Origin of the sequence: Bacillus sp. 1735sda2 (assembly GCF_024159245.1) — a bacterium.
In the GTDB taxonomy this organism is placed as follows: domain Bacteria; phylum Bacillota; class Bacilli; order Bacillales; family Bacillaceae; genus Bacillus; species Bacillus pumilus_O.
Genome location: NZ_JAMYWZ010000001.1, coordinates 677052 through 689862, shown reverse-complemented (window position 1 = coordinate 689862; position 12811 = coordinate 677052). Strand labels below are relative to the sequence as shown.

Below are 12811 nucleotides of genomic sequence, written 5' to 3'. Positions count from 1 at the left end.
AAATGGTGTTCGTGACTTTAAGTTAGAATGCTGAAAATATCTAGGAGCTGAGAGGGTTGATCTTTGACCGTTCATTGATAGGAAAGTTTTGTATCACCACATGTTATTATACAATAAAGGGACATTTTACTATTGATCAAAAAACCATACATAAAGCAGGTGATCCACTTGAAAAGAGCCATCACATATGATCAAACGATCGACATCGGATACATCTATCTCCTGCCTGTGGGAATTGGGACAATCAAAGAAACCATTGAATTAGATGTAAATGAATGTGTGAACGTAGATATTGACAAAGAGGGCCGAGTAGCTGGTTTGGAGTTATTTGCAGAAGAAACCAATGTTTTGAAGCATGCACCCGTTTATGAGGATGAGCTTTCGTTACGTTTTACAGATCAGGAAGTTCTCTCAACCTATCATTTATCAGGCATTGAATTTCTTTTCTCGACGCCTGATCACGAAGGGTTGATCGGTTTTACGATTGTCGATCCTCTTCGATATACCATCAAAAAAAAGACAAGAAAAAACCGTTTTGAATGGTCAAAACGGTTTTTCCAAACTATTGTCTCGCTTCATTGAAATAATGGACGGATGTCATGGCCCCTTCATCGACCATCTTGTTGTCTTGAATATCTAATGGATCAGGGTGTCCAGCTTTTTCAGGAATCTTTTCATCTGAGCGGAACATGCTTGCCCATTTTTTGAGATGCTGTTTATTTTTCACTGCTAATAACACTGCACCACCAACCCCTAATCCTGCAAGTACATACGCATTCGGACGCTTATTCATGTATGTTCCCTCCCCTTATGATCTTATTTGTAAGTTACCCCGCCTTTTCATTTCTAAACGTCACAATCTGTTGAAGTGGTTTCTCTTTCAATGAAAAGTGGAATAACAACAGCAACGATAGAGAAAAGAGGGGATTTTCGTGACAACAACTTTCATTGTCATTGGCGCACTATTAGTGATTTTTTTCATCATACCAATCATTTTATTCATCTGGATTTGGATGCGAGATGAAAAACAGGAAGAGCATTCTGTCCTACGAAATTATCCGGTCATTGGAAAGCTACGGTTTATTTTTGAAAAAATCGGACCTGAGCTTCGCCAATATCTGTTTCTAAATGATCGGGAGGAGCTTCCTTTCTCAAGAAGAGAATACGAGCAAGCTGTCATGTCTGGGAAGTACAAAAGCCGGACGATGGGCTTTGGATCAAAACGTGATTTTGACAAGCCTGGCTATTACATTCGCAACGTCCTATTTCCAAAACAGCGAGATGAGTTACGCATCGATCAATCTGAAAAAATCCAAACAAAAGTGTATCAGATCGATCAAGACAATTTACTGAGAAGAAGTGAACATACCAAAGAGGTCGAAGCAAAACCTTACTATCTCCATCAAGACGATGTACAAGTGATTGGTGAGCACACATGTCAAAAGCCTTTCCGTGTGAAAGGCCTGATTGGACAGTCTGCCATGAGCTACGGATCTTTAGGCGACAGGGCCATTACAGCACTATCCTCAGGATTAAAGATGGCTGGCGGTACGTGGATGAACACAGGTGAAGGCGGGCTTTCTCCCTATCACCTCAAAGGCGGAGCCGATATTATATGCCAGATTGGGCCCGGTCTATTTGGCGTGAGAACAGAGGATGGCGCCTTTTCCTTTGAAGAGTTTAAGAAAAAAAGCGAGCACGAGGAAGTCAAAGCCTTTGAGCTGAAGCTGGCTCAAGGAGCTAAAACACGCGGCGGACATATTGACGGTGAAAAGGTCACCGAAGAAATTGCAAACATCCGTAAATTGCCGCCCCACCAATCCATTGACAGCCCAAATCGATTTGAGATGTTCCACTCCATTCCTGATATGTTTGATTTCATTGAACAGTTGCGAAGTATAGGCGGAAAGCCTGTCGGCATCAAGCTTGTGGTCGGACATAAAGAAAACATTGAGGAACTTGCAGCGTACATGAAAAAAAGCGGAAAGCATCCTGATTTCATTACAGTGGATGGCGGAGAAGGCGGCACTGGTGCGTCCTTTCATGAATTGGCAGATTCCGCAGGGCTGCCGATTTTCACGGCACTCCCAATGGTTCATCAAATATTGAAGGAATACGGTGTCAGAGATCAGGTAAAACTCTTTGCTTCTGGCAAACTTCTCTCACCTGATAAAATTGCGATTGCCCTTTCCATGGGTGCTGACTTTGTCAATATTGCACGGGGACTCATGTTTTCAGTCGGCTGTATTCGCGCCCAAGTGTGTCACACGAATAAATGCCCAGTCGGGGTCGCCACTACTGATCCAAAGCTGCAAAAGGGTTTATCCATTGAAGAAAAGAAATACCGAGTCTGCAATTATATCCTTTCTCTAAGAGAAGGTTTGTTTAACTTATCCGCAGCCGCAGGAATTGAATCTCCCATTCATTTTAATGAGAAACATATTGTCTACAGACAAGAAAATGGTCAGACAAGTGAAGTCCCTATTTTTTCAGGAACACAGCCGTCTGTCTAGTTTGAGAAAAGGTGCGTTTATGCACCTTTTTTTCGATTGACATTTTGGCTCAATCGCGTATAAAGAACTTAGACAAATGACCATGAAGTGGAGAGTTGGAAGATACGAGAGAAAAAGGTTCGCAGGATGAGACGGAAGACGAATGAGATGGTGACAAGAAAGGAGAAAGATGGTTTATAGGCGAGCTAAAATAAAAAACAGGACTCGCTTCTTTCAGCCAGTCCTTGTTTGTTTTCTCATTTCATAAAAAAACTGTAAACAATTCTTGTCGAAAAGAATTGTTTACAGTGAAAGCTGTTTTATTTTGTTTCGTCATTTGCCTGCTGTTCTGCTACGCGGTCAAGTGCCATTGTATAGGCATCGTTTCCGTAGTTCAAGCAGCGTTTGACTCGTGAGATGGTTGCAGTGCTTGCACCTGTCTCCGTCTCAATTTTATGATACGTGTTTCCCTCGCGAAGCATACGTGCTACTTCAAGACGCTGTGATAAAGATTGAATTTCATTGATGGTACACAAATCATCAAAGAATCGATAGCATTCTTCCAGGTCTTTAAGGGATAAGATGGAGTTGAATAACTGATCTAAGCTTTTGCCCCTTAATTTATCAATTTGCATCTTTATACATCTTCTCCTTTACTTTTGGCACCGCTTCGCACGACATTCTGCGGAGAAAGCGGTATCTTTCCTGACTAATTTTTTTCAACCTCAGCAATGAGCTTTGAACGAATCATGACAGGTTTGTTTATACGCTGGAAATGCCGTCAGTTCTTTCGTAAGCCGAAGCTTCTTTATCGTATACAAATTCGACAAGTTCTGTCATTTTCCTTGTTCGACAATCTGACAAACTTGTTTGCTTCCGATATCCAGATCACTTCTACTTCATTAGGGCTTCCCTAAAAATACAGGTTGTACGAAAAGCTCAGCGAGACCACAAACATGCGCCCCGCCTCACTCAATTATTCAAAATATGTTGGTCGGCCAGCGTAACCGACAGATTCATTTTTTCATTAGGGCATTTCACTCGTCATGTCAAAGCCCTCTGCTTCAACAACTCCACATAAGCATTTTCACCTACATGGCAGCGAAGAGATCCATTGCTCACGTCTGCCCTATAACAGCGGTCAGAAATCTAGCAAAGATGATACAGCTCCACTCTGTTATATTTTAACGCATTATAGACGGAAAGAGTACAGTTTTTTTCATGACATCAAATATTCCTCTTGGTGTCACTCGAATATACGGCAAATGTGTACTTTGGAAAAAGACAAGTGTATCAATTGGGCAATCAAATGGATAGCCTCTCTCAATGAGCAGCTCTCGCAAGGTTTGTATTTGCTGAAGGACTGTCTCGAACGGTTCAGCAGAGGCACAGCCTGATAGTTGCAGCGGGATTTCGTGCAAAATTTCCCCGTTCTCTGTGAGGACGATCCCCCCGCCAATTTCTTTCATTCGCTTATGTGCAAGCATCATATCTTCTTTATTTTTCCCGATCACTAAAATGTCACCCGTGAGTGAAAACGAGCTGACAAACCCTTGCACTTTGTTTGCAAACCCTTTGAGCATCGTGTTTACACGCCACTCACCTTTTCGGTCAATCAGGCTAAAGAAACTTTGATCATGATCACATGACAGCTGATTCACAGAGTTATCAATCTCCACTGTATAAGGCTCCATGATGACAGCATTTCTCATTTTGACACCTAGTGGCATGGAAAATTGCAAATCACTCGTCGTCAGATCATAGCCTAGATCTAATGGAACAAGCCCGCCATTTTCCCATTTTGTTTCTTGAAATTGATGCTGGTTCTCTCCATCTAATTTGAGGATGACTCCTTTAGATATGACCGTTTCAGGATTTGGATTCATTGGATCATCTAACACATTCAAAGAAGCCAGACGTCCTGGACCGACAACACCTAATAAGTCATCAATTTGATAGTATTTCGCAATGTTAAAGGTCGCCATATTGTATGCATCGATGATAGGCACGCCTTCTTCAAGGGCAATTGCAATCAAACGATTAATCATACCCTCCTCATAAAAATGAGGCGCTGCTCCGTCTGTTGTATAGAAAAAGTGATCATAGTGTCTAAAATCACGCTCATGCAACTCTCTTAAAATGTTCACTAAATCTGGGCGGATGGAAGAATGACGAAGTGAGACATGGTAGCCAAGGGACAAGCGTTTGAGCACATCGTCTGCATTCATCGCTTCATGATCGCTGTCCGCGCCAAACAGCTTCATTTTTGTTAGCGTTTTCTCAGAAGCGCCAGGGAAATGCCCTTCAATTCGTTTCCGCTGCTTCTTCGTTTCTTGCATGCAATATAAAATGAGATCATCTCCGTCCATCAATCTTGGCCAGCTTGTTAATTCGCCGCCTTGAAGGACATCTGGATGATCAATCCATTCCTTGCGATAGTTGATAGGAAGCATCTCATCTTCATATCTGACTTCGGTTTGAAGATCGTATCTAGACCACCAGAAATACTGAAATGGCTGCTGTTTTAATTCACACAGAGTGGAAAGCGCTTTCTTTTCATTGCTCTGCAAAAGAAGAAATAAGTTATCACTAACCATCGTGGTTGTGCCAAATTGAGACACATATTCTGCAAGTGATTGGGGATTATAAATATGGAACGGATGCGCGTGAGGCTCTATATACCCAGGCACAATGTATTTCCCTTCACAATCAATCACACGTTTAGCTGATTTATTTTGAGGAAGCTCTGCTCCGACATAAACAATTCGATCATCATGTATCCAAATATTTGCTTTCACCCATTGTTTTAAAAACGGGTTTAGCACGAGTCCATTCGTTAAAAGGAGTGTTGGAACTATTTTTGAGTCGACTACATCGATTTGTGTGCGGATGTCATTGTTTCTCCAATTAAAAGTACGTTCGGACATTCACATACTCTCCTTCATTTGTATTAGCCCTATCGTAACATAACAAACCACGTTACGCATTAATGAAACGTTACAATTTCTTGAAATCACACTTAAAATATTTAAAAAAGGAGATTTACCTTCAATGAAACCTAATCTCGGCTTAATGGAAGCGCTCATTCGAATTGCCTGTGGAATGACAATATGTACTGTGGCTGGTTCTTTATATGCTAGAAAACCATGGAGCAAAATGCTGCTTTTGGGCATGATGTTCGGCGGGATGAAGCTTGGATCAGGCATTCTTCGTTTTTGTCCAGTAACGTATATGTGTGAACAGCAGGACACACATAAAGAGAAGGCTGATTGAACAGCCTTCTTTCAAATTGTTGACAAAGTGCTAAAATGATCTTGATTTTAGCACTTTGTCTTCTTTTCAGCGTGATAGAAAACCTTTGAAGTCTAGGAAGGACGAGCACCGGAGCGGAGCGAATTTGACATTCGTGAGCACCGAAGCGCAGACCTGACAACGAATGCGAGGGTTTGTCTACACGCTGAGAGAAGGCTGAGTGAACAGCCTTCTTTTTTGTGATCGTTTTTATATCACTCCGCTGCTTCACACCATTCCACCATCGTACCTGCGATAATCTCTGCGGCTTCAATGACATGCTCAATGTCGATGGATTCATTCGGAAAATGGGCAAGCTCTGTTGTTCCAGGTCCGAATACGATGATCGGGATACCTGCCGCCTGTGACAGTAGTCCTCCGTCTGTTCCCCAAGGAGCCGCTTCGATCTTTGGGGGCTCCTTCTTGACCGCTTCATATTGTTCCTTCAATAGATCTAATAGTGGATGGTCCGTATCGATTGAGCCTGGAAGCCATCTTGCACCAAACCATTCGACCTCGACAGGATGCTCTTTGAACCATTCATCCTTTTCCCCAAGTCCCGTCATCCAATTTTCTAATTCCTTCTCTGCCTGCTCAACCGTCTCCCCTGGCATCACACCAAGTCTGCCCTCCATTGTGACTAGATCTGCTACAGAGGACGGCCAATCACCGCCTTGAATTTTCCCTATGTTGATGGGGATTGGAATGGGGATATGCTGAAATAATGGTTCGGTGATGCGTTGATTTCGTTCTGCTTCAAGTGCCGCTACATGCGAAAGAACGATCGTACTCTTTTCAATAGCGGAAACGCCATGATATCTTGTTCCGCCATGAGCTGCCCTTCCTTTCATATGCAGTCTGAACCACTTAGATCCCTGCTGAATCGGAAAGATTTTCATATGACTTGGTTCTGGAATGATCGCCGCATCTGCTGTATATCCTCTCAGTATGGCTGCAAGAGTACCGGCGCCGCCGCTCTCTTCTTCGACGACACTATGAAATACGACATCTCCTTTCAGCGGAATCTGAAGCGCATGCAGCGCCTCTAGTGCAAAGAGTAAAGAAACATTTCCGCCTTTCATATCTGTTGCCCCGCGTCCATAAAGTCTCCCGTCTATGATATGCCCGCTGTAAGGCGGATATGTCCATTGTTTCGTATCTCCTGCTGGCACAACATCGACGTGCCCGTTTAATAAAATAGATTTGCCGTCCCCTTTCCCCTTCAATCGCCCGGCGACATTGGGACTTCCTTTAAAAGAACGCCTCGGGGAATAGAAATATGGGTGTTCGAGCAGGTCTTCTCCGCCAATCTCCCATACATCTACATCAAAACCAATGGCGGACAGCTTATTTGCTACAATTTGTTGCACCTTTTGTTCGTTCCCTTGGGTGCTTTCACATTGCACCATTTGCTGAAGAAGCGCAATCGCTTCATCTTGGTGCTCTCTCATCCAGCTTCTGATACGTGTAATTGGCTGCAAGTCAGTCATCCTTTCTACACAACAGATTTAACATCAGGCGCTAAAATTAAGGGTGCCTCTGTCGCCCTTATGACATCCTCCGGCTGAAACGGTGGCATGACTTCACGTAAAATGAGCAGCTGTGATTTGACCTCAATGACGGCCATATCCGTAATAATCAAATCTACACAAGACTTCGCCGTTAAGGGCAATGTGCAGGCAGATTTCACCTTTGATTGTCCGTGTTTATCGAGGTGGCTCATCACCACCACAACCTTTTTCGCCTTTTGTGCAAGCTCAATCGCTCCGCCCATCCCGGGTACTCGTTTACCTGGCACAATCCAATTCGCAAGATCGCCCTGACTGCTTACTTCAAGTGCACCTAAAATGGTCATATCCAGCATGCCTTTTCGAATAATGCCAAAAGCAGTCGTGCTGTCCATGTATGAGCCGCCTTTTGTTAATGTAATAGGATAGCCGCCGGCGTTGCACAAATTTGGATCTTCTTCTCCTTGTACTGGTGAGGCGCCTGCCCCCATAATGCCGTTTTCAGCATGAAGCCATACGTTGTAATGCGCTGGAATGTATTCCGCTGCAAGTGTCGGGATACCAATCCCAAGATTGACGATCATGCCATCTTCAATTTCCTGCGCCGCACGTTTGGCTATGCGGTGTCTTAAATCGATGTCTCCCATGCCCATGTCCAGTTCACTCCTTTTGATTGCACGATCTGGTTCACAAATACGCCTGGTGTCACGATTTCCTCTGGATGAAGATGACCCACTGGCACAATCTCTTCCACTTCCGCAATGGTCCAGTCTCCTGCCATCGCCACAATCGGGTTTGTATTCCGAGCACTTTTATCAAATATTAGATTTCCTGCTTCATCTGCTTTGAGGGCATTCACAATGGCCATATCCGCTGTTAGCGCAGGCTCAAGGATATATGTCTTTCCGTTTAGCGGCACGAGCTGCTTCTTATCGAGATTGAGGCTATCCATGCCGACATCTGTCACAATGCCTGCCAAACCCATCCCGCCTGCTCGTATTTTTTCTGCAAGAATGCCCTGCGGGTAAAAATGAACGTCTAGTGTACCTGCCTGCATTTTCTGTCCGGCTATTGGATTTGAGCCAATATGAGAAGCAATGATCTTCTTGACTCTTCCTTCTGTGATCAGTCGTCCAACACCTATTTGCGGAAAACCTGCATCGTTTCCGATTAATGTCAGATCTTTAATATTGGCTTCTAGAATGGCATCGATCAATGATGGCGGCGATCCTACGCCGCCAAACCCGCCAAACATGATGGTCATGTCATTCCTAAAATGCGTGATCACTTCATCTACATTTACTGTTTTGTTCATCATCTTTCCTCCCTACATCGCAGATGGGAAAAACCCTCGGTTGATGACTTCTTGTTCGACCTGCGTGATGGTCTGCTCAAATAATTGAATGAGTTCATCCATCTCCTGCTGCGTGATGGAAAGCGGCGGTGCAATCATGATCGCTGCACCTCCCACTCCATCCTCACCGGCACTTGCTGGGTATACGAGCAAGCCATTTTGCTTCGCTGTCTCAACGACTAAATGCGTCATTTGAGCATGAGCAGGAAATGGTGTTTTCGAAAGGCGGTCTGCGACAAACTCAATGCCAATGAGCAGTCCCTTTCCTCTCACATCTCCTATGATGAAATGGTTTGTTTGCACTTCCTTTAAGGCATTCATTAAATAGCGACCAGACAGATCCGCTCGTTCAGGAAGCTGATGTTTTTTCATATAACGAATGACAGCCAGTGAGACTGCGGCTGAAAGCGGATTGCCACTATAGGTATGACCTGCCATCACTGAGCCGGAACCGCTCAGAATTGGCGCGATGACATGATCCGCTGAGACGGCTGCCGCAATCGGTGAATAGCCAGCACTCATCCCTTTGCCGAGAACCATAATATCTGGTACGACGCCCCAATGCTCCATCGCAAACATTTTCCCAGTTCGTCCAAAGCCTGTCATGACTTCGTCTGCAATCATTAAAATATCGTTTTCCTCACAGATACGCTTCATTGCTTCAAAATATCCGTCTGGCGGTACTAGCGCCGCTCCCGATGCCCCGACAATCGGCTCTGCAATAAAAGCGGCGATCCTCTCTTTTCCTATACGCTGAATGACCGTTTTAAATTCCTGGACATACCATTCAACCTGCTTGCCCTCTTCCTTCGGCAGCCATGAACGATAGCTATATGGCGGAGACAGCACCGGATTCTTTTCGAGCAATGGTTCAAAGCGCTCTCTCCTTGTAATATGTCCGGACATCGACAGCGCACCGAGGGTGATGCCGTGATAACTCATCCATCGAGAAATAATGTGATTCTTCTCCGCCTTTCCCTGCTCCTGCCAATGCTGAATAGCAATTTTCATGGCTGTTTCCGTTGCCTCTGATCCACTTCCGACAAAAAAAGACCAGTTCAGGTTACCTGGACAAAGCTTGCTCAATTCATAAGCAAGATCTTCTGCTGGTTCATTTGTGAATTGTGATCTGTACGTAAAGCTCACTTTTTCCGCTTGCTCGGTCATGGCATCAATGATTTCACGTATGCCATGTCCAATACTTGCCGTGACAGCCCCCGATGAGCCATCTATATATTTTTTTCCGTCCCGATCATATAAATAAATTCCCTCTCCTTTCACAGCCACAGGATAATGCTGATTCAACATCGGTTTGATTAAGTAATCCCGGGTCTCCACTTTGCCATTCCTCCCTCTCTCGTCAGCAGCTGCCTCTTTCTTTTTCATGAATCGCAAGAAAATTTTGTATACTTGTTATAAGATTAGCTTAATCAAGAGGGCAGTCATCCTCCATTCGCCACATGCCCGAATTTCAGACTCATTTTTTATACATTGTGTATAAGAGAGTTCAAAAGGAGGTCATGAGTCTATGGCGATTCTCGTCAAAGATGCACTTTCGCTCGATATCATGAAGGGAACAAAGCTGCTCGCTGGAGAAAATGGACTGGATCGACTCATTGAGTGGGTGACCATCGTGGAAATCATCGAAGACACGTCAAGACTTTCCGAAGGAGAATTGCTCGTCACAACCGGATTCGGACTTTCTGACAATCAAGAAAGATGCGAGCGGATTGAGGAATTGATTCAATCTCAAAGGCTGTCAGCCATCGCTATTTATAAAGGTGTGTACTTAAGCGACATTCCACCGTCACTCATTCAAGCGGCGAAAAATAGCGGCATTCCGCTCATCGAGATTCCGCCGCACATCAATTTCTCAGATATTACAAAAGCCGTCTTAGAACAAATCGTGAGTAGTCAGCTTCATCAGCTAAAATATTCATCCGCAATTCATCAAAGACTGACCCAATTAAATGTAAGGAATAAAAATGTGACGCAAATTACAGAGGAACTGGCACATCTCACTGCAGCGAACATTGTCGTTCTTGATGTCTTTTTACATCAAACAGCGGCTCATCTCATAAAAGATGAAGTGACGTACTCTCCTGCTTTTGGCTTTCTGACAGATCGTGAACCCATTGAAACCATGCCTCTTCTCAAGCAGGCAGAGGAGAAAGGGCGGCTCGTCTATGACACGTGCGGATCGTTCGTCCTCGCCGCATGCCCGGTGATTGCGATGGGTGATATTTTTGGGTTTATTGTGTCTTTAAAGAAAAAGGATACGTGGCATCAACTCGACGCGATTGCCATCGAGCATGCCGGGGCCGTGTATGCGATTGAATGGTTGAAGCAAAAAGCCATTCAAGATACAGAAAACCAAATGCAGGGACATTTGTTAGATGATATGTTACAGCAGCAATATACAGAAGAAAGCTACGTGGTCGAACAAGCAACAAAACTGCAATATGATATGAGCGATGAACAGGTGGTGATCTACTTTCAATTCCAGCATCAGCACACACAGCTCGATCACCAAATGATGCAGCGTCTATCGCAATTACTCACCTCGATCTTTGAACGCAGACATATTCCCTTTTTACTAAAGACGAGACTCGATTCCATTTTTGTCCTTACACCAGCAGGAAAAAAAGCGTTTCAAGAAGCGGAGTGGTATCGCGCAGCAGAGGAGTGCCGGATCACTTGGTCTTATTTTTTCCCCGTGCATCCGATTGTCATTGGTATCGGAAGAGCCTATGACCAGATCAGTCTCTTCGCAAAAAGTGCGAAGGAAGCGCAGTATGCAGCAAGGCTTCTTCCGCTTTTGAAAACAGACGAAAGCATCATTCATTATCAAAAGCTCGGCTTATATGGCATGCTCCTTGAAATGAATGAAGCAGGTATGAATTTGCATGATTTTTACGTGGAACTGTTAAGCCCTTTGCTTTATACGAAAAAACAAGGAGCTGACCTGATCCATACACTCGAAGTGTATTTGGCACACAATGAAAATATTCAAAAATCTGCGGGAGAATTGTTTATTCACAGACATACGTTAAGCTACCGGCTGAAACAAATTGAAACGAGAACAGGCTGCAGCCTCAAATCAACAGATGATCGAATGAAGCTGCAGCTCAGTATCATGGCGTACCGCCTTTCTGGTTTGCTTGATCAGATGAGAACCATTTCATGATTCATTCGGCGTTTTGACCCATAGATTCATATCTTCAATTTTGTCGAAAATATAGCAGTTGTTTTGGAAGCGCCCAGTATACGTATAACCAAGCTGATAAAATACTTGATTCATTCCATAGGACAGTGCACGGGCAAGTGAATAAAAGACAAAGATATGCATCGACTGGAGTTCTTTTTCAAGTGCTAGAATTAAATGATGCATGAATCCTAGTTTTCTATATGAAGGAAGGGTCGCACAATCTGTTAATTCTGCATGACCATACGGCGCATTGATTTCAGCAGATGCTGCACTTACAATGTGTCCGTCATGTTCAACAACATAAAAAATTGTCCCTTCCTCCATTACCTTTTCAATATAATCTGACTCGTTCATTGGCGTAGGGTACGTTTCAAAGACCGTATCATAGAGCTTTGCCAGCTTGTGAATATCTTTCGGATCCGCTTTCCTCATCACATACTCATCCTGCCATGTGCCTTGGTCTTCTTTGATTTCTTTTGCTTGAATGGATGCGACGATCTCATCCTCCTCCAACCAATACGAACTGTTCATTCGATCCTCAGTGAGAAAAAGCGACATACCGTAAGCGTCACTTCCAAGGAAATAATGAGAAAACACCCCTTCAAGCCGAAAGCCTTTTTCTAAAAAAAGCGGCACATGCTCACGCCTTACTTTCACAATGACCTTAGAAGCCTTACAGTCTGAGGCTTCCTGAAGAACAGATTGAATCACATCCCGCACCCTGCCGCTATAATCATCTAAACGGATTCGCTCATTAAATGAATCAATACAGATGAGGGCAGAAAAACGCTCGTTTGCAAGTTTTTTCAATTGCACCATACACTCATTCCTCTCTCATAATTAGTTGATAAAGAATGTCCAAATTAGAAATGACGAAATAGCGATGCCAGAAAAAATTGAAATAATCATATAACAAATGGTTGAAGCTTTTTTCATTTTATTGCGCTTCATTGCAAAC

The 12811-nt window shown here is 43.8% G+C and carries 12 protein-coding genes; 4 read left to right on the top strand and 8 right to left on the bottom strand.

The window, feature by feature from the left end:
• The first annotated feature begins 168 nt into the window (after positions 1 to 168).
• Positions 169 to 582: a DUF2283 domain-containing protein gene (locus NKR21_RS03545; protein WP_144456725.1), complete on the top strand. Its 414-nt coding sequence runs from the start codon at positions 169 to 171 to the stop codon at positions 580 to 582.
• On the opposite strand, the gene NKR21_RS03540 is transcribed toward NKR21_RS03545, so the two are convergent.
• Positions 563 to 793: a hypothetical protein gene (locus NKR21_RS03540; protein WP_024426686.1), complete on the bottom strand. Its 231-nt coding sequence runs from the start codon at positions 791 to 793 to the stop codon at positions 563 to 565. The genes NKR21_RS03545 and NKR21_RS03540 overlap by 20 nt on opposite strands.
• Positions 794 to 932: 139 nt before the next feature.
• Between NKR21_RS03540 and NKR21_RS03535 the strand changes: the two genes are divergently transcribed.
• A complete protein-coding gene (locus tag NKR21_RS03535) occupies positions 933 to 2513 on the top strand; it encodes an FMN-binding glutamate synthase family protein (RefSeq protein WP_144456727.1) in 1581 nt (526 codons plus the stop codon).
• 299 nt (positions 2514 to 2812) lie between these two features.
• On the opposite strand, the gene NKR21_RS03530 is transcribed toward NKR21_RS03535, so the two are convergent.
• Positions 2813 to 3127 (bottom strand): YerC/YecD family TrpR-related protein, encoded by a 315-nt coding sequence (locus NKR21_RS03530; protein ID WP_003214053.1) that lies wholly within the window; start codon positions 3125 to 3127, stop codon positions 2813 to 2815.
• A gap of 549 nt (positions 3128 to 3676) precedes the next feature.
• Entirely contained in the window at positions 3677 to 5419 is a 1743-nt protein-coding gene (locus NKR21_RS03525) for an adenine deaminase C-terminal domain-containing protein (protein WP_012009158.1), read from the bottom strand.
• 124 nt (positions 5420 to 5543) lie between these two features.
• Between NKR21_RS03525 and NKR21_RS03520 the strand changes: the two genes are divergently transcribed.
• Complete coding sequence (locus NKR21_RS03520; protein ID WP_144456729.1) at positions 5544 to 5765, top strand: YgaP family membrane protein; 222 nt, start codon at positions 5544 to 5546, stop codon at positions 5763 to 5765.
• A gap of 233 nt (positions 5766 to 5998) precedes the next feature.
• Here the strand turns inward: NKR21_RS03520 and NKR21_RS03515 are convergent, their stop codons facing one another.
• Genes NKR21_RS03515 through NKR21_RS03500 form a run of 4 tightly spaced genes read right to left on the bottom strand, consistent with a single transcriptional unit; the run spans position 5999 to position 9983 of the window.
• Complete coding sequence (locus NKR21_RS03515; RefSeq protein ID WP_144456731.1) at positions 5999 to 7264, bottom strand: peptidase; 1266 nt, start codon at positions 7262 to 7264, stop codon at positions 5999 to 6001.
• Positions 7265 to 7278: 14 nt separating this feature from the next.
• Positions 7279 to 7944, bottom strand: a complete 666-nt coding sequence (locus NKR21_RS03510) for a 3-oxoacid CoA-transferase subunit B (RefSeq protein WP_012009155.1) — start codon at positions 7942 to 7944, stop codon at positions 7279 to 7281.
• Positions 7920 to 8606, bottom strand: a complete 687-nt coding sequence (locus tag NKR21_RS03505; RefSeq protein ID WP_012009154.1) for a CoA transferase subunit A — start codon at positions 8604 to 8606, stop codon at positions 7920 to 7922. The genes NKR21_RS03510 and NKR21_RS03505 overlap by 25 nt, the downstream gene beginning before the upstream one ends.
• A gap of 12 nt (positions 8607 to 8618) precedes the next feature.
• Positions 8619 to 9983 carry an aspartate aminotransferase family protein gene (locus NKR21_RS03500; RefSeq protein WP_144456733.1) on the bottom strand — a complete coding sequence of 455 codons (1365 nt, stop codon included), beginning with the start codon at positions 9981 to 9983 and terminating at the stop codon, positions 8619 to 8621.
• A 190-nt stretch (positions 9984 to 10173) separates the two neighbouring features.
• On the opposite strand from NKR21_RS03500, the gene NKR21_RS03495 reads away from it, so the two are divergent.
• Positions 10174 to 11832 (top strand): PucR family transcriptional regulator, encoded by a 1659-nt coding sequence (locus tag NKR21_RS03495; RefSeq protein ID WP_144456735.1) that lies wholly within the window; start codon positions 10174 to 10176, stop codon positions 11830 to 11832.
• On the opposite strand, the gene ablB is transcribed toward NKR21_RS03495, so the two are convergent.
• Entirely contained in the window at positions 11827 to 12672 is an 846-nt protein-coding gene (gene ablB / locus NKR21_RS03490) for a putative beta-lysine N-acetyltransferase (RefSeq protein WP_012009151.1), read from the bottom strand. The genes NKR21_RS03495 and ablB overlap by 6 nt on opposite strands.
• Positions 12673 to 12811 lie beyond the last annotated feature (139 nt).